The organism is Mojavia sp. (assembly GCF_059505145.1).
The window spans coordinates 35,902-52,207 of record NZ_JCACKA010000087.1 but is presented as its reverse complement, the minus strand read 5'-3'; the positions used below and the strand labels follow the sequence as shown (position 1 = coordinate 52,207).

The 16,306-nt window shown below is 38.7% G+C and carries 19 protein-coding genes; 14 read left to right on the top strand and 5 right to left on the bottom strand.

Features of this window, described 5'->3' with window-relative positions:
• Positions 1 to 543: 543 nt before the first annotated feature.
• The 5 genes from AC5JL8_RS25765 (at position 544) to hisC (ending at position 4,908) form a co-directional block, all read left to right on the top strand.
• Positions 544 to 858 (top strand): hypothetical protein, encoded by a 315-nt coding sequence (locus AC5JL8_RS25765; protein WP_495882523.1) that lies wholly within the window; start codon positions 544 to 546, stop codon positions 856 to 858.
• A gap of 368 nt (positions 859 to 1,226) precedes the next feature.
• On the top strand, positions 1,227 to 1,769 hold the full coding sequence (locus tag AC5JL8_RS25760) for a GAF domain-containing protein (protein ID WP_495882522.1): 543 nt from the start codon (positions 1,227 to 1,229) through the stop codon (positions 1,767 to 1,769).
• Between the two features lie 227 nt (positions 1,770 to 1,996).
• A complete protein-coding gene (locus AC5JL8_RS25755; protein WP_495882521.1) occupies positions 1,997 to 2,260 on the top strand; it encodes a PQ-loop domain-containing transporter in 264 nt (87 codons plus the stop codon).
• A 299-nt stretch (positions 2,261 to 2,559) separates the two neighbouring features.
• A complete protein-coding gene (locus AC5JL8_RS25750) occupies positions 2,560 to 2,817 on the top strand; it encodes a hypothetical protein (protein ID WP_495882520.1) in 258 nt (85 codons plus the stop codon).
• Between the two features lie 897 nt (positions 2,818 to 3,714).
• On the top strand, positions 3,715 to 4,908 hold the full coding sequence (gene hisC / locus AC5JL8_RS25745) for a histidinol-phosphate transaminase (protein WP_495882519.1): 1,194 nt from the start codon (positions 3,715 to 3,717) through the stop codon (positions 4,906 to 4,908).
• Positions 4,909 to 4,974: 66 nt separating this feature from the next.
• Here the strand turns inward: hisC and hpxZ are convergent, their stop codons facing one another.
• Positions 4,975 to 5,361 (bottom strand): oxalurate catabolism protein HpxZ, encoded by a 387-nt coding sequence (gene hpxZ, locus AC5JL8_RS25740; protein WP_495882518.1) that lies wholly within the window; start codon positions 5,359 to 5,361, stop codon positions 4,975 to 4,977.
• Between the two features lie 175 nt (positions 5,362 to 5,536).
• Between hpxZ and recR the strand changes: the two genes are divergently transcribed.
• The 5 genes from recR to AC5JL8_RS25715 all read left to right on the top strand — a co-directional run bounded on the left by recR (position 5,537) and on the right by AC5JL8_RS25715 (position 9,653).
• Complete coding sequence (gene recR / locus AC5JL8_RS25735) at positions 5,537 to 6,166, top strand: recombination mediator RecR (RefSeq protein ID WP_495882524.1); 630 nt, start codon at positions 5,537 to 5,539, stop codon at positions 6,164 to 6,166.
• Positions 6,167 to 6,406: 240 nt separating this feature from the next.
• The gene (locus tag AC5JL8_RS25730) at positions 6,407 to 7,090 is read left to right on the top strand and encodes a PEP-CTERM sorting domain-containing protein (RefSeq protein WP_495882517.1); all 684 of its coding nucleotides are present in this window, start codon (positions 6,407 to 6,409) and stop codon (positions 7,088 to 7,090) included.
• A 164-nt stretch (positions 7,091 to 7,254) separates the two neighbouring features.
• On the top strand, positions 7,255 to 7,656 hold the full coding sequence (locus tag AC5JL8_RS25725; protein ID WP_495882516.1) for a hypothetical protein: 402 nt from the start codon (positions 7,255 to 7,257) through the stop codon (positions 7,654 to 7,656).
• A gap of 323 nt (positions 7,657 to 7,979) precedes the next feature.
• Positions 7,980 to 8,435 (top strand): DUF3592 domain-containing protein, encoded by a 456-nt coding sequence (locus AC5JL8_RS25720; protein WP_495882515.1) that lies wholly within the window; start codon positions 7,980 to 7,982, stop codon positions 8,433 to 8,435.
• A gap of 54 nt (positions 8,436 to 8,489) precedes the next feature.
• A complete protein-coding gene (locus tag AC5JL8_RS25715) occupies positions 8,490 to 9,653 on the top strand; it encodes a family 10 glycosylhydrolase (protein WP_495882514.1) in 1,164 nt (387 codons plus the stop codon).
• A gap of 369 nt (positions 9,654 to 10,022) precedes the next feature.
• Here AC5JL8_RS25715 and AC5JL8_RS25710 read toward each other — a convergent pair whose 3' ends face one another.
• The 3 genes from AC5JL8_RS25710 to AC5JL8_RS25700 form a co-directional block, all read right to left on the bottom strand.
• On the bottom strand, positions 10,023 to 10,199 hold the full coding sequence (locus AC5JL8_RS25710; protein WP_495882513.1) for a hypothetical protein: 177 nt from the start codon (positions 10,197 to 10,199) through the stop codon (positions 10,023 to 10,025).
• A gap of 14 nt (positions 10,200 to 10,213) precedes the next feature.
• Positions 10,214 to 10,954: a dienelactone hydrolase family protein gene (locus tag AC5JL8_RS25705; protein ID WP_495882512.1), complete on the bottom strand. Its 741-nt coding sequence runs from the start codon at positions 10,952 to 10,954 to the stop codon at positions 10,214 to 10,216.
• Positions 10,955 to 12,072: 1,118 nt separating this feature from the next.
• Positions 12,073 to 12,216, bottom strand: a complete 144-nt coding sequence (locus AC5JL8_RS25700) for a hypothetical protein (protein ID WP_495882511.1) — start codon at positions 12,214 to 12,216, stop codon at positions 12,073 to 12,075.
• A 206-nt stretch (positions 12,217 to 12,422) separates the two neighbouring features.
• Between AC5JL8_RS25700 and AC5JL8_RS25695 the strand changes: the two genes are divergently transcribed.
• The 3 genes from AC5JL8_RS25695 (at position 12,423) to AC5JL8_RS25685 (ending at position 14,153) form a co-directional block, all read left to right on the top strand.
• Positions 12,423 to 13,313 carry a DUF8832 domain-containing protein gene (locus AC5JL8_RS25695; protein WP_495882510.1) on the top strand — a complete coding sequence of 297 codons (891 nt, stop codon included), beginning with the start codon at positions 12,423 to 12,425 and terminating at the stop codon, positions 13,311 to 13,313.
• Between the two features lie 267 nt (positions 13,314 to 13,580).
• On the top strand, positions 13,581 to 13,715 hold the full coding sequence (locus tag AC5JL8_RS25690; RefSeq protein ID WP_495882509.1) for a hypothetical protein: 135 nt from the start codon (positions 13,581 to 13,583) through the stop codon (positions 13,713 to 13,715).
• A gap of 249 nt (positions 13,716 to 13,964) precedes the next feature.
• The gene (locus AC5JL8_RS25685; RefSeq protein WP_495882508.1) at positions 13,965 to 14,153 is read left to right on the top strand and encodes a hypothetical protein; all 189 of its coding nucleotides are present in this window, start codon (positions 13,965 to 13,967) and stop codon (positions 14,151 to 14,153) included.
• A gap of 465 nt (positions 14,154 to 14,618) precedes the next feature.
• On the opposite strand, the gene AC5JL8_RS25680 is transcribed toward AC5JL8_RS25685, so the two are convergent.
• Positions 14,619 to 15,392, bottom strand: coding sequence for a glucosamine-6-phosphate deaminase (locus AC5JL8_RS25680; protein ID WP_495882507.1), 774 nt, complete (start codon positions 15,390 to 15,392; stop codon positions 14,619 to 14,621).
• Positions 15,393 to 15,601: 209 nt separating this feature from the next.
• Between AC5JL8_RS25680 and AC5JL8_RS25675 the strand changes: the two genes are divergently transcribed.
• A complete protein-coding gene (locus AC5JL8_RS25675) occupies positions 15,602 to 16,288 on the top strand; it encodes an HAD family hydrolase (RefSeq protein WP_495882506.1) in 687 nt (228 codons plus the stop codon).
• Positions 16,289 to 16,306: the final 18 nt, after the last annotated feature.

Below are 16,306 nucleotides of genomic sequence, written 5' to 3'. Positions count from 1 at the left end.
TATTTGCTTGTAATCATCAGAACGCCTTCTGTCGGTCATATAATTTTGAACTGCTAAATATTATGCTTGTCTTTATTTTCTCTCATGAAAACTCAAAAGCAAGACATTTTTTTATGTCTAATTTAAATGACAACTTGACAAAAAAAAATGACAAGCCTAGTATGAGGACATGGAGCAATGAGCGGCTGAAGAATAAGAAAAGGCAGACCACCCAAAAAGCTAGCTTTTATTTTTATTAGCTAGCTTTTAACCTCAAAAAAGGAATCCGAGGGTTTTTTGCCCCTCTCTTATTCAGTATATCTGCTTGCGCTAAATCCGCAACATAAGATAACTTATTTATCTTCCCTAATTTGCAATTTCATTTAACACAATCTTTATGTAAAAATTAGCATTTGTCCTGGGGCTAAAGTTTACTGAACAAACTAAACTATTCCAGGCTGGAATAGTCAGTCTACCTTTTTTCGGTTTTAAGCGCAGGACATTGCAATAATGGCAGCTTACCTAAGGTTTGAAATTATTTAAGGTATCGACTCGACCACAACTATGACTCAATTAACCTTTGACCAATTCATCCACCCTTTATCTGAGTTTCCCAAAATTGAGCTTCTCAATGGTGATGATGAGCCAATGTTAGATCTGTATACTATGGCAGGGCTGATACTTTACACTGCTTGTGCAAATAACAACTTGAGCGCCAAAGAGAATATATTAGAAGTATTAACAACTAACGCGGGATTGGTGGATGCCCAACAGTTGTTTGAGCGTTGTCAAATGGGTGATAGAGCCGCAATTTTACAAACCATTGCTTTTATAGTCTCAGGGCTGGAAACAAAGCTTGATATCCTGAAAGTTGCTTAAAAGCTTCAATTTATTGATGATGTTTTTTTGTCAAGTGCCTAAATATTTTAAAATTAAAAATTTTGTAAAGGCATTAAAAAGATTGTCGATAGTTAAAGCTAAACAAACCCATATTTCAAGAGCGATCACATTTAGTCTGAATTTTGCCTTAATCGGCGCTGAGGTTACCTTTTAACTCATTTTGAGCATTAAATCATTAGGTAGTTGCATCTATTCAATAACTAGTACTCGCTACTAGACATTCTTTTATGGATTTTTTGTAGCCCCTCTTTAAGAAAATTTTAATTAGTTTGTCATCTATATCGGTAGGAGGATGCTTTCAATTGCAGGTCGTTGAGACACTTGTAAAGCAAATAACCTCTTTGCCAATGACTAACCTAGTCCTGCACGAAGCTGTACAAAGTATTTTAGAAAAAAACAGCGATCCAGATGCTATATTTACAGCGATACTGCCAGTAGTTGGAGAAGTATTGCAGTGTGATCGCTGTTTTCTCTATCTAAGAAATCCTCAAACTAAGTTCGGACAAATCGGTTATTGCTGGCGGCGAAATCAAGACATTCCAGATATGAGAGAACCTGAGTGGAAATTAGAGCCAGCGTGGTTACCTCAGGTAGATCCCTTATTTGCTGCGGCACTCCAGACTGCACCTTCAATTTATGTTGAAGATGTAGAAACAGCAAGCCCAGAAGTTTTAAATAAAGACTTTGAGCGTGAGCATTTTGGACATCGGGCACTGATTCACGCTCACTTGTGTCAAGACCAGCAATTATGGGGAATTTTACAACCTTGTGTTTTTGGCCAGCAGCGAACTTGGTCAGAATCTGACCGTACTTTTATTACTCAACTTGAAAACAAACTAGCACCCTTAGCGGTTGCTTATGTCAAAGGGGCAACTGATTACTCAAGCTGACAATGGGTAAGGTAATTAATTAACATACGTAGAACCAAAAATTACCTTAAACTCAACATCCTTAATCGATAAATTAGTAATCACTCATAGATTTAAATTTTTAAACCTGAGACAACAATTCATATAGTTACCATCGAGTCAAAGCTCAGGTTTTAGTTAATAGCTAATACTAATACAAATAAAAATTATTTAAATTTTTTATTATTTCAATTTAACTATTAGTACATATGAAAGAAATAGTTACTTTTTTCTTTGGCTTAGGCTTTGTCTTCAATGCTAGCTTGTTTATTCCACAAGCCATAAGAATTATTAAAACTAGAAGTGCTAATAATATCTCTTTAATAACTTTCGTAGGCTTTAATCTTATTCAACTTAATAGTGTTATTTATGGCTACTATCAAAATGATCCTATTTTAATGTATGGTAACTTAATTAGTTTTATTGCTTGTGGAACTGTAACATTATTGGCAACATACTATAGAAATAGTTAAAGCGACTAGTACCGCTAAAAGGAATTTAAAATTGAAAAACCTTTTGTTTTAACCTTGGGCCATGTATTAATACTGAACGCTTTGTATATTTAAATACCGCTCAACCAAATTTGAAGCAATATGAGGCAATGAACGTAATGTTTAACAGATAAATTACACTGGCAAGATTAGAAAATCACGCCAATAAGTAATTTGCTCAAGCCTTTACAAACTAGGAATTTATTAAAATTTCAGCTATTTTCAGAAATTCATTTTTTTGCAGGTGTAGGAATTACTGTCTAGTTCCTAGCTTTGCATCTATGAATTACTTAACTTTCCTAATTCGCCCCTGCTTAATAGCAACTCTATTAACGCTGTCTATTTCCCAAAATACCCTTGCTACGACATGTAATTCTCAGCATGAGTGCTATACTTATGCATCTCATAGTAATGAATATCACCAAGAATCTCATCATGGTGGGCATCCTTACGCTACTGGTATCACAATCATGGCCGTCACCTTAATTACCACAAAAATAGCTAAATCTGCATTAAAGTCGTGGCTGACTAAACCCTAAAATGACTGTCAAAATTAGTGGAAATGGTATTGAAAATTTTTAATTTTATTTCGCTATGCTATTTTTGCCTATTTCTCTTCATATTTAGACAAATCTAACTTTATTAGCCACGAAAAAATCAAGTTTTAATTGATAATAGCGTACTAAAATTCTTTGTTATAAGAAAATGGATAGCACTTGGCTCCTAGCGCCACTAACCTTTATATAAAATAAAATATATTTTTCTAGCCTTAACTTTATTCACTTTGAACAAGAAGCAGGGGGAATGCTCCCTCTCTCCTGCCGCGAAACGAGGTGGAGCAAGGGTCACAATCCCCGTATTTACATCCCCCCGCTCCCTTGCCTCTTTTTGAAGCCATATCTCGTTCACTCATAGCTATCAGGAGCATCAATTTACTAGGCGATCGCAATGGTAACAGTATGAGGAGGAGTGATTGTTCACTTCAATATATCTCAAACCGCTCTAATAAAATTGATGATATCTTTACAAAATGGCGATTATAGGCTTTTTTAACTGCTAGAGGCTGAAATATCTACTAAAGTAGCTAGACTATGTTTTTTAAATAAGTATTTCATAATGTATATGAAGCCACAATTTAATTTACAAATAAATCAGGTAATAATGCACCGGGCATAGATGCAACCCTACGATAAATGGGTGAATATAGCTGGGTGAAGAGTCATGCATTATTTCCCTTTGTTTCCTGGCTCCAGATTCACTACGAGTAAGTCTGGAGTTTTTTATCTTTACTCAGTAACGCCAGTCGCCTATGGGGGGAACCCCTGTACAACGCTAGCTCTTCAGCACTTTTTTAACAATATTGTCAGAAATTGTAGTTTGAACTTTATATAATTACTCCACCCAGCCAAGCCCAAGTCTGATAAAAAAACTGAGCTATGACTAAGTACTTCCGCGCCAATATTCATGCAATGGCCAGCTATATCCCTGGTGAACAGCCGCAACGCGGTACTCAAATCATCAAACTTAATAGCAATGAAAACCCTTATCCTCCCTCCCCAAAAGCACTAGCTGTACTACGAAATATTGATGGCGAGTGGTTGCGACGTTATCCAGAACCATTTGGCGGAGAGTTCCGGCTAGCTGCAAGCAAAGTACTAGAAATTCCTAGTGATTGGCTTATTGTGGGCAATGGTAGTGACGAAGTATTGAACTTGGTAATGAGAGCCTGTACAGAACCTGGGCGGAAAGTAGTCTACCCAATGCCAACTTACGTCCTATATCGTACATTGAGCGAGATGCAGGCGGCGGAGATTGTCGAAATTCCCTACAGTGAAGACTACAGGTTACCTCTGGAACAATTGGTAGCAGCTAATGGATGTGTGACATTCATTGCATCGCCCAATAGTCCGTCAGGGCACATCGTACCAACTGATGAGCTGCGGAAACTAGCAAGCCAGTTATCTGGGGTTTTAGTAATTGATGAAGCATATGTAGATTTTGCTGAAGAGAACGCATTAGCGTTGGTTAAGGAGTACGAAAATGTAATCTTGATTCGGACACTTTCTAAGGGATATTCCTTGGCAGGATTACGGCTGGGATTTGGAGTGGCGAATCCCAACCTATTGCAGGGATTGTTTAAGGTGAAGGATAGCTATAATATTGATGCGATCGCCTGTGCAGTTGCAACAGCTGCCATCACAGATCAAGATTATAAGAATGCTTGTACGGCAAAGATTAAAGCATCACGGGCTAAGTTAGCAACCGACTTAAAACAATTAAATTTTCGTGTTTGGGATTCTCAAACCAACTTCCTGCTGGTGCAACCTCACGGCAGTTGCTCCACTTGGGGAGACCCCAAGACCCTTACGGGTACTCTACGAGAAGACGCTCTTCGAGCGTCTACGGCAGTTACTCCACTTGAGGAGACCCCAAGACCGTACTGCCTCACCGCACTGCCTACCCAGGGAAATGCAGAGTATCTCTATCAAAAATTGAAAGAACAAGGAATTTTAATTCGTTACTTCAAACAACCAGGGCTAGATGATAAATTACGCATCACTGTCGGCACTGATGAACAAAATCAAACTTTGGTGCAGGCGTTGAGTGATTTGTTGGAGACTGGAGATTAGAGACTGGAGACGGGAAAATAGAAAGTCTACGCACCCTTATTTATCGTAAATTTCTAATGTTGAAAATTATACTGGTAATAAGGAAACATGGGCCGAAACAACCTTCCATCCTTGGGGAAACTTGTACCAAGTCTGGCTTTGTCGCCCAAAGCGTTCTACACCATTGATAATGCGACGAAACTCTAAATTCACCGTCGCTGTATCATTCCCAAACGCCACAACTTTGAGATTTGAGATTTCTCGCTCTATTTTTGGGTTTGGTCGGGAGGCGCGAAAGTTACGAATCTCTTCACTGCCGTAGAGGTTCTCTGCTAGACCAAATCGCACTACTTCTGGTGCATCCCAAAATAAATTATCCATTGCTTCGAGATAGTTGTTACAAAGCGCTGCTTCGTACTGGAGATACAAATTAGTTACTTCAGCTACAACAGCAAGGTCATTTATTGTAGTCATTGTTTTTACCCAGTCGGGATATAGCTGATTATGCACTCTTTCATGGTTAATTCTCTAGTAAGAATTGCTTAAGGTGCGGCTGTTCTAAATTAATACCAAGCTTTTGCGCTTTTTCTGTAATTTGCTCAGAAGTCTGAGTTCAATCGCCAGCCCAAAACACTCTAAGAATGTCATCATAGTTAAGGTAAAACATTATGGAGATAAAACCACGGTTTACGCACGCCCTTTAGCACGGTTAATTGAGCAATTGCAACGCCTGCCTGGAGTTGGCCCCAAGTCAGCCCAGCGATTAGCATTGCACATTTTGAAGCGACCAGAAACGGAAGTGGAGGCTTTGGCACAGGCTCTAATCGAAGCTAAAAAACAGGTAGGCTTGTGTTCTGTCTGCTTTCATTTATCTGCTGAACCAGTTTGTGAAATCTGCCGCCATCCCAACCGTGACAACAATACTATTTGTGTAGTTGCGGATTCTCGTGATGTGATTGCCCTAGAAAAAACCCGCGAGTACAAAGGCAAGTATCATGTTTTGGGTGGAGTGATTTCGCCTATGGATGGTATTGGCCCAGAACAGTTGACTGTTCAAGCTTTGGTGCGACGAGTGAGTCAACAAAAACCGCAAGAAGTAATTTTGGCAATTAGTCCGAGTGTAGAAGGGGAAACCACAACACTCTACGTTGGTCAGCTACTAAAACCATTTACCAAGGTGACACGGATTGCCTTTGGTTTACCTGTGGGTGGGGATTTGGAGTATGCCGACGAAGTAACATTGGCAAGAGCCTTAGAAGGACGCCGAGAGTTGGATTAGCTTAGTTTAAAGTTGTAGAGCGACTGTACATTAACTCATGAATACATTGCTGTAGTTGATTTGTAATTTGCCCTTCTTCACCCTCGGATCAATCTCGTCTTCATGCTGCCTTTAAATATACTGGCTGAAGAATTTATATTGAATAATTCCCTTTTGTATTAAATCTAAATTCAAATAGAACCCTGAAATGGCAACTATTTGCGTGATTTGATGAATATTTGACAAAAAAAGGGAATATTTATGCGTTTTCGTTCTTCTCAGATGGCAACAATTATTGGGTGTACAACAGCAGCTTTTGTATTAATTGCACCCATGCCTACAGAAGCTGCAACTTTCAAGGTGAAGTCTGGAGTCACCAGTATCTATCATGATTTGAGTTTTCTCAGCAGTATCGGGCTAAACTTGACAGGTACTAATAATACAGCTAAACCAGTTAACAGCAGTTTTTTGGTTGGCTTCAATATCGATCCAAACTCTAACTTTACGTTCAGCGACGTAAATGGTTTTACTCCACTTTCAAGTACAATTCAACACACTGGAACCATTACTTTCAATAATCAAGTTACTGTTGGTAACTTTTCCATTGATTTGGCTCCAAAACGTACCGTTCAAAATGCCAGTGGACTAGTTTTAAGAGACACAGTTTCTCTAAATACAATTCTGTTTGATTTGAGTATTCCGGGAACTATAGCATTTGATGGCAAAGATTTAACCCTCGCTGATGTTAAATTGCTGATTTCACCGGAGTTTGCTAATATACTTGGCAACTCTAGCTTGGCAGGTGTGTTGGGTGGAACTGCACAAATTGATGCTAGAGTTGTGTCGGCGACGGTAGCCGAACCTCTCACTCTTGGTGGGACAGCACTTGCTGGCGCTATGGGGTGGTGGATGAAGCGGAAACTAAAAGTATCCCAAACTGCATAGGCGATCGCGCTCACGATCGCCCTAATCTAAATACCTGAAATAAAACCCTCACCTTCTGTGCAATTAAGGTGAGGGTTTTAAAACTAAAGAAAAGGCGATCGCCCCACCTGGAATTTATAGTAATAGTGGTTGGTTACCTAACTCAGGGTTTAAGTTGAAATACCATGTGGACAAGAAAATTTTTCTGGTTCATTCTTGGAATAGCGCTTTGGGTAAGCTTTGGTGCCTTAATCGCTGGACTGGGAGCAAGGATTGTAAGTTATACCTGGGTTCTCACCGTTATGGGTTATGGGGCCGCGGTTGGATCTGTTGGAGGATTGCTCGTCAGCTTGATTGGGCTGGCGATCGCATCCAAAGTTAGGTCAATAGATGTGATGTTGTGGGTACTCGTTGGTTCTATTGTTGGCGCAACCATTGGATTTACAGGTGTGATTTTGTTTGGCGGTTATCCTCACAAAAGTCAAGCCGATCTGACTTTTGTAACTTTAGCGCCGACAGGTTTAGTAATTGGTGCGCTATTGGGAATTTTAATCGGAGTAGGTATCTGGAAATATCGTCATAATTGAGCGAGTATGTTTTTGATGTTCATTTCTCCTTTGCCTCCAGAATCTTAAATAATTCCCTAATTCAAACGCCAATAGATTACTTTTGCAGAATCGGCAATTGAAACTATTACAAATGCATTGCTGTGGCTGATTTGTAATTTGCCTTTTGTAGATACTATGTCTAACCAAGGATGGGTACGCCTGTTTCAGGAAGACCTTGTGCGATCGCAGTTACAATTTACCAATTTCCGAAATAACCTTTTTTGGATGAGAAGTATAGAGTGTAGATGTATCAAATTTTCGGTGGATAATAACCGAAGGTAATATTTTATTTTGAAAATTCTATGGATGATTCAAAGTTCTTTCTAACATTTGGTTCCATATTTGCTGGTATTGGCAGTATATTTGCTGTTACAGGTATCATGTTTGGCATCAATACTCATTCTTTTGTCGGCACAGCAGTATCAACACAAGGAACTGTAATTGATTTAAAGCTACATTTATCAACTGATAGTAAGGGGCGTTCATCTTCTTTTTACTATCCAGTGGTTAAATTTGCTCCAAATTCTGGTGAACCAATTATATTTGAATCCAATGCAGGCAGTAAGCCACCAGCATTTACTAAAGGTCAGCAGGTAGAAGTTCTATATGACCCTCAAAAGCCAAAATCTGCCATGATTAATTCTTGGTTTGAACTATGGTTTTTACCTGCAATGTTTACTGGTATGGGGTCACTTTTCGTGTTAATTGGAGGAACTGTACTAGTTAAATCTTTTCCTCGGCTGGTAAATTTTAAATAAAAATGGCATTAAATCAATAGAAGGCTATTTTTTGTTATATTCTAACTTTTTATTATGTCGCGCCAAACGAAAAAAGCAGTTGGATGTGGATGTTCAAATATTCCTTTATCTCTAATCATAGTTATCTTAGGAGGCGGTTATTGGTGGTTCAACCAGAAAGCAAATTTAGACATTAGCAAACTTTTATCTAAAAATCAACAAATAACTATTCCTGTTTTGAATCCTACTGCCGCTCCAAATTCTTCTTTAACTCCCAACCCCAATAATAAGCAAGCCACACTTGAAAGAAAAACATCTCAAAAAACACCATTACCTCAAACTCTTTGGGATAAAAAAGTAATTAGAGGAATTTATTTAAGTCGTTATCAAGTGACTAATAATGCTAGCGAAATAACGATTCGTGAAAGAGTTCGTTACTATCGGTCTCAAGGTATTAATACGATTATTCATGGTGTTTGGGGTAATGGTTGTACGATGTACAATAGCGAAGTTATGCAGCAAACACTAGGGTATAGAAGTTGCCCAAACCAGTTTCAAGAGCGATGGTTAGATTGGTTGATTGATGAGGCACACAAACAAGGAATGCAAGTTCATGCTTATTTTGAGAAAGGTATTAAAATAGATAAAAATAGTCCAATTTATGAGTTAGCAATCTCTCAGAAATGGATTGTTACCGGTGTAGATAAAACCTACATTGGTGTCGAGCATTATGTTCTTGATGTAGAGATTCCTGAGGTTGCTAATTTATTTAAAAATATTTTAGTAGAATTCGTCCAAAAATATCCGAAGATTGATGCAGTCCAATGGGATGATTATTTAGGCTATCATGCTGAATTACCCGGTCAAATTGACCGCACCGCTAAGTTAACTAGTTTTTTGCAACAGATGATAACTGCAATGAAAAAAGCTAACTCTTCAGTTAGTTTTGATATTTGTCATCATAACCCTTATTGGGCTAAACGATATTTCGCAGCTGATTGGCAAAAATGGAATGTTGATCGAGTGTTTATTCAAGCTTATAATGAGGCAAATTTTAAAGAAGAATTAAATTATGCCAAAAATTATGCTGGAATTGCCATTACTGATCAGCAATTACATCGCTTAAAAGAATTAGTAGATAACCAGGCAATCAAGAGTATTTTAGTTTTCCCTCTGTCTGGGAAACCAGAAGAAACAGCTTCCAGCTTAAAAAGCTTGACGCTAAACAACACTGATTAATTTGGCGTTGCCAAACCAAGGCGGGAGCAACGCGAAAAAGTGAGATCGTCGTGAAATGAGCAGGGGAAGCGGGGGGAGCTGGGGGAGCTGGGGGAGAAAAGAGAAATGTTTAGTAAATTTTGCTGCTAAAACTCTACTAAATCCACTTAATTTCTTTCTCTTCCCCAGCCTCCCCAGCCCCCCAGCTTTGCCACTTCACAAAATCGCGTTGCTCCCACCAAGGCAGCAAAAAGTTTCTGAGGCGAATAGCATTGAACAATCAATTAAATTTTAGCTAAGTCAAGCATCGCTATCTGCCACCGAAGCAATCTTGCATTACAGTCCGTAAAACTTTGTTGTGTGCGATTAGTTAGTGGCGTCTAGGTTCAACTAACTGGTAAATACTTTGTCCGAATTTGTTGGGGCTGGCGATCGCTTTGATTTACGTCCAGAGATATCGTGCAGCAAACCCATCAGTGCGGGTACAACAGTGGGAGTCAAAAAGCGATCGCCTGTGACGCTGGGCAACAGCGCAATCACTTTTTTAACAGGTGATAACTGTCGCAAGTAAAATTTCTTCTTCAGTTCGCAAATATATGTTCCAAGAAAGTTACTATTTCAGCCCAAGCAAAGGTAGTGGCAACAGAATCATAGCGATAACCGTCGTCACGCATGAAGGTATGCTCTGCTTCATACAAGAGAACTTTGTGAGGTATATTAGCACTCTCTAGAGCTTTAATTATGCTTTGTCTGTCATGCTCTGGAATATGAGGATCAAGTGTACCGAACACCAATAGCATCTGGGCTTTAATTTCAGTCACCCGATCAATTGTGTCGGCTACCCCCTGCCCCAGCTTGCCACTGGGAATGCCAGTCGGGTAACAGCAGACAGAGGCCTTAATTTCGCTCATGAATGCTGCTCGAAAAGCTAAGTGTCCACCAATACAAAAGCCTAGAGTGCCTATCTTACCCGGACAAACCCCACTTTCTGCTTTGAGAAATTCAATTACAGTACGACAATCGGCATCATAATCAGCGATCGCTGTTCGACGAGCATCGTCATTACCCCGCATTCGACCTAGATCATCTGGTTCAATAACTAGACCAATTGGCTCAATGCGATGAAAAAGTTCTGGGGCTGCCACTATATAACCATATCCTGCTAAATAGTTAGCTAGACGAATTATGGGAGCGCCTAACTGATAAATATCACTGTAGAAAACAATACCTGGATAAAGACCTGCTGTTTTGGGAGCCGCTACATAGACGCGCATCAAACTGTTATCTACTCTCAACTCGACATTGCGCTTGGTGATTTGCACTGTTTTCTCTCCGTGTCATGCCTGCTTTAATTCGCTTCTAGGCTTTGCATATTTGCGAGATATTTTTTCACCGCTGCAACGTCGAAAACTTCTTCTCTTCGCGCACTTCGCGTCTTTGCAGTTCATTAATTCATCCCTATTTTATGCAACGCCCATCCCTTTATTATGGAACGCCAATATTTATTTCCCTCACGCAGAGACGCACAGAGGCACAGAGAAAGACTAAAATTAGCGTAGTAAATGCTTGGTAGCTTTGGTTTCGGATGAAATGTTACGACTGTTAATCAAAAGAAGCGTAAAATGATAATGACAAATTATTTGCCACTGTAAAATTTTGACAAATAATGAGCGAATGTACAAACATGAAAGAGGCTTGGTCGAGCCAAGCCTCAATATATACCAAGCATTTACTACACCAAGATTAATTTAGACTTACTCTGACTGTACTTCATCATCCTAGAGGATGTGTGCAAATAGCCTAAAGACTGAGAAAAAGTGAGTTGGCCACTTATGAAAAAAAGGTCTGGTCGCGAACCAAACCTCGATCATTGCTGTGCTTAACAACGTACTCAATTAATTTAGACCTAGTATGGCTCTAGAGCATCTTCCTACAGAGTGTAGCCAAATATGCCAAACACTGGTAAAGGTATACTTGGTTAATATATTAACTATCTAAGTGAAAATTATTAGCAATACATCAATACTAAAAAAGCTTAAGTAAGACTAAGCCACCAGATTTAGTAAGCGTTTACCAATATAGCTAATTTAGACATACTTTAAATCTAGCCCAGTACACCAACTCAGATTCGCTCGCTCCTGCTCTGGTGATAGATAATCTTCCTACGATGTAGGTCTAATAAGTATTGCTTGATATCAAAAAGAAGACCCTGGATCTTATTCCAGGGTATATAAAAGTTCTTCAGACATTCACAAGCAAAATATTAGCTTTACCAATAATTTATTTCCCCTATCTATCGAATGATATAAAAATCTAAATCATATGCGATTGATCACACTCTTGAATATGGCGATCGCCACCTTAGAAATACTTTATAAAGTAAACCTTAAATTGTAAAGTAACCAGTATGTTGCAGTCAGTCCAGCGCTGTTTAGCAAAGCTATTCCCGTAAACCCCTTTGGGCATAGCTGAGCCTTACTCCTTCGTAGGAGCCTTCCCCAACGGAGACGTTGCACTTACCGCGTAACGTTTCCGTTAGCAGAAAGATAGGAGGGTTAGCCCGACCTAAGCGATTGACACTCATGCAGCGATTCTTAGGATCAAACTCCAAACGGTAATCACAAAACGTTAAATTTTAGCTATCATACTCAAAAAAATATTATGCTGCATTACGGCATGATTCTACATTTGGTGAGTATAAGGTAGTTATACTTTCTGGCATTAAAGGCTAAAAACTAAACGGTCGGTTTTCATTTAATCAATAAATTCTTATAAGGTTAGAGTAGGGATATGAAAATATTTTTTGCAGGAATTTTTGTAATTACCAGTTTATTTTTCGCTTCTGGTTGCTCGTCAATTATTAAATCAGGTGATGCACAAGTTGCTGAAGATGAGATGCACCACACAAATCATGGGCACAATTCTCATGGTGAGCATGAAGGACACTTAAAGCCACACACAGAGCATAGCAACAATTCAAAAACAACTACTCAAGCTAAATTAATAGCTGACAAAAAAATTACCCCAAATCAGCCTGTTAATTTTGAAATTGAAATTCAAGACTCTGGCGGGAAAAGCGTCAGCAATTTTGACAATTTTCAGGAGAAGCTGATGCATTTGATTGTTGTCAGAGATGACTTACAAACTTTTGATCACTTGCACCCTAATTACAAAAATAATGGGCGTTTTGAGGTTAGTACTAGCTTTCCTAGTTCTGGAAACTATACTCTGTTTAGTGATTACAAACCATCTGGGCAACAAGAACAAGTTTCTCTACTTAAAGTCATGATTCCGGGACAAGTTCCGCAACCTATAGAGGCGCAACAGTTTAATACTACTAAAATATTACCTAATACTAAAGTCAATCTTAAGTTTTCTGAACCCAATCTCAAGGCTGGCAAGGAAGTAAATCTAATTTTTGATTTACAGGATACTGCCAAAAATCAGCCAATTCAAGATTTACAACCATACTTAGGTGAGCAAGGGCATTTAGTCATTGTCAAAAACTCTTCTCCTCTAACAAGGCCAGATTATATCCATGCTCATGCTCTTAAGAATAGCCCAACTGGACAAATCAATTTCATGACAAGTTTTCCTAAACCAGGAAAATACAAGCTTTGGGTACAGTTTAACCGTAATGGTAAGATTAACACTGCTGATTTTTGGGTAAATGTTCAATGAAGAGACTGATAGCAATAAAAAAAGAAGCCACGATAAAGTAGCCTCTTAGAGAATAATCAATGAGCAGTAATTGTTGATTCTGTTTTTATAGCTGTAAGTATGTCAGCTATATTTGTGGTGAGGAATGAACTAGTTTTAAACTAGGGATTTGAAGCTACTACTTTTTAATGGATTGAACATTATTAAGTAGTAGTTGCTTTTAGCCCCTAGCAACTATTAAAAGACTTTTTATAAAAAAACAATTCAGACTAAAGTCATGAATAAACTATGACTTTAGTCACGAAAGCAAATAGATTGAAAACTTCAAGCATTGTGGTGGAGACAACAACCCAGCCTTGTAGCATGGCAGAATTATTAGTGCTTACCAACATCCCCTCTGCACTCAAATACAGAGGTTCATAGTGCAAGTCTACTCAAGTGGACTAAAATCACTCACTCAGTCCGCTTGAGATAGCTTTAGCTATAAAAAATATAAACCTGCACAAGTATAATCTACTACGGTTTTATATCTAAAGTTATAGATAAACTCCCAAGAAAATATTCACTAAGTTTGAGATAAAACACCCTTCAAGTATGAAGTTCTTCCGCCACAGCCTATGGACAATGTAGAAACATCATAAATAAAGATTAGCAAAAGCGAGAGTAAAAGTTATGGTTGCTATTGGGGATTATGTACTAAATCAAAAAACTGGGCATCTAGGCAAAGTGATTGGTTACAGTCACCAAATAATTAATAATGTATATACCACTACGCTACAAGTCCTAGTAGCTGAGGCTGCAAATTCACATAAAGTGGTAGAAGATGTAATTACAGAATGGAAACAGTGGTCAGCAGCCTAAATTTTATATCTATAGCACTCTCTAGATTGATCAGGGGCATATATCGGCAAATAGATGTGGCTTTTCTACGGATAGAATACCTTGATTATTACTCTAGCTTTTACAGCTAGTTATTAATAGGATAAACAAGGTAATTCTATATTATGGTGCGAGATTTTATTTTTTGTCTGCAAGAAGCGGCTTTACACTTTGTATTTAAAAAGTTTTCCACACCCCAAAACCCTGCTGAATGTTTTGTAAACCCCCCTTGTGGCTGTTCCAATCCTGGTAAAGAACTTCAGTGTGAGGAATGTACTTATCTAGAGTCTTGTTTGTCTAGTTTCCAGCTTCAGGGATCATATAGTTACAATTCTCCTTATGTTACTAGTCATAAACCCACGGCACAGAAAGTTAACTCTTCCTGCAAAGATGGGTCTATGTCTGAGGTAAAAATTGGGGTTAATAGTAGGGCTAGTTCTCAGTAGTTTAAGCTAGCAAACTTGCAGAATTTACATCAAGAAATAATGTTGCTTGGGGTTGTTGACGCAAAATAGAAGCCGGACATTTTGGGTTAATTGTCCCCTGCAACATCTCCTTCACTGCCTTTGCCTTACGCTTTTCTGGCGCAAGGCAAAGAATTTTTTTAGCGGAACAAATTGATGGTAAAGTAACAGTAAATGCGTATTGTGGAACATTTTCCAAGTTGGGAAAATGACCTGTGTTTACTTGTTGTTGTCGGTTAACTGTATCCAGCTTTACTAGTTTGACCCTGTAAGGATCTTGAAAATCCGCTACTGCTGGATCGTTAAAAGCCAAATGTCCATTTTCACCAAGGCCAAGACAGCATAAGTCTATTGGTTGTGCTAGCAACAGTTGAGAATAGCGATCGCATTCTACTAATGGTTGCAATGTATCACCTTGTATATAGTGAAATTGCTGAGGATCAACTCGCTGCTCAACACGTTCCTGCATATAGCGCCGAAAACTAGCAGAATGTTCAGCCGAAATCCCTAAATATTCATCCAAATGAAATAAAGTAATCCGCGACCAATCAACACCACCCAAAGCAATCAAAGCATCAAGAAATTTGAGTTGGGAATTTCCTGTTGCTAACAATACAGCAGCTGTATCTTGTTGCTGAAGCAGGTTCTGTAAATATTGCTGTGCAATTTCTGCAACATCTTGAGACATTTCGGCTTCGGTGTTATAAATCTGCACCATCAACTCATCAACACGAAAAAATTGTGTGGTCGCTAGCATTTGCTTACCCAGACAGTGATCAATATTGGGCTAAATTCAAGGGTAATAATTCTCAACCCATACACGCCCTATTCAGTATAGGTTTTAAGGATTTTGCAGATTAATTATAGTTCTTTGTCCTAATTAACGCCGTAACAACTACAAAGAACAAAAAACAATGTAAAATGTGTAATTAAAGTTAATATTTTTTTACATATTACCAAAAAATTATGCTAGCTGCAATTCTCTTTGACCTAGATGGCACAATTGTCAACACTGACCCCATACACTACCAGGCTTGGCAACAAAAGCTTGCTCATTATGGCATAGAAATTGACGAAAGTTTCTATAAATCTCGCATCAGTGGCCGTTTAAACCCAGAAATTGTCAAAGATATTCTGCCACAATTATCACCAACAGATGGACAAAAATTTGCAGATGAAAAAGAGGGACTTTTCCGCGAACTTGCACCCCATCTAAAACCACTGAGTGGATTTTCTGAATTACTAACATGGACAGATGCACATCAGCTAAAACGTGCATTAGTCACTAATGCTCCTAGATTAAATGCCGAATTTATGTTAGATGTATTGGGCATTAAAGAAGCTTTCCATACACTTGTTTTAGCTGAAGATTGTATAGCAGGTAAACCCGACCCCGCACCTTATCAAGCCGCCCTGGATAAGTTAGAAATTCAAGCAGAACAGGCGATCGCCTTAGAAGACTCTCCTTCTGGAATTCGTGCTGCTGTAGCCGCTGGTATTCCCACTATTGGTATAGCTTCTACCCACGAACCCAAAGTCTTGTTAGAAGTCGGCGCTTTTATAGCAATTCCAGATTTTACTGATTTGCAACTATGGACATTTCTTAACTCAGTGATAGAGAAAGATGGAAGTGCAATCGCCTCTACTTATTAAGCGCAAGGCTTACAGAGA

Coding starts and splice junctions, on each gene's coding strand:
- AC5JL8_RS25680 (WP_495882507.1), bottom strand. CDS start 15,392: ATGCTAGCGACCACACAATTTTTTCGTGTTGATGAGTTGATGGTGCAG.
- AC5JL8_RS25750 (WP_495882520.1), top strand. CDS start 2,560: ATGAATTACTTAACTTTCCTAATTCGCCCCTGCTTAATAGCAACTCTA.
- AC5JL8_RS25700 (WP_495882511.1), bottom strand. CDS start 12,216: ATGAGTGTCAATCGCTTAGGTCGGGCTAACCCTCCTATCTTTCTGCTA.
- AC5JL8_RS25695 (WP_495882510.1), top strand. CDS start 12,423: ATGAAAATATTTTTTGCAGGAATTTTTGTAATTACCAGTTTATTTTTC.
- AC5JL8_RS25725 (WP_495882516.1), top strand. CDS start 7,255: ATGTGGACAAGAAAATTTTTCTGGTTCATTCTTGGAATAGCGCTTTGG.
- hpxZ (WP_495882518.1), bottom strand. CDS start 5,361: ATGACTACAATAAATGACCTTGCTGTTGTAGCTGAAGTAACTAATTTG.
- AC5JL8_RS25760 (WP_495882522.1), top strand. CDS start 1,227: ATGACTAACCTAGTCCTGCACGAAGCTGTACAAAGTATTTTAGAAAAA.
- AC5JL8_RS25685 (WP_495882508.1), top strand. CDS start 13,965: ATGGTTGCTATTGGGGATTATGTACTAAATCAAAAAACTGGGCATCTA.
- AC5JL8_RS25755 (WP_495882521.1), top strand. CDS start 1,997: ATGAAAGAAATAGTTACTTTTTTCTTTGGCTTAGGCTTTGTCTTCAAT.
- hisC (WP_495882519.1), top strand. CDS start 3,715: ATGACTAAGTACTTCCGCGCCAATATTCATGCAATGGCCAGCTATATC.
- AC5JL8_RS25690 (WP_495882509.1), top strand. CDS start 13,581: ATGACTTTAGTCACGAAAGCAAATAGATTGAAAACTTCAAGCATTGTG.
- AC5JL8_RS25715 (WP_495882514.1), top strand. CDS start 8,490: ATGTCGCGCCAAACGAAAAAAGCAGTTGGATGTGGATGTTCAAATATT.
- AC5JL8_RS25675 (WP_495882506.1), top strand. CDS start 15,602: ATGCTAGCTGCAATTCTCTTTGACCTAGATGGCACAATTGTCAACACT.
- AC5JL8_RS25720 (WP_495882515.1), top strand. CDS start 7,980: ATGGATGATTCAAAGTTCTTTCTAACATTTGGTTCCATATTTGCTGGT.
- AC5JL8_RS25730 (WP_495882517.1), top strand. CDS start 6,407: ATGCGTTTTCGTTCTTCTCAGATGGCAACAATTATTGGGTGTACAACA.
- AC5JL8_RS25765 (WP_495882523.1), top strand. CDS start 544: ATGACTCAATTAACCTTTGACCAATTCATCCACCCTTTATCTGAGTTT.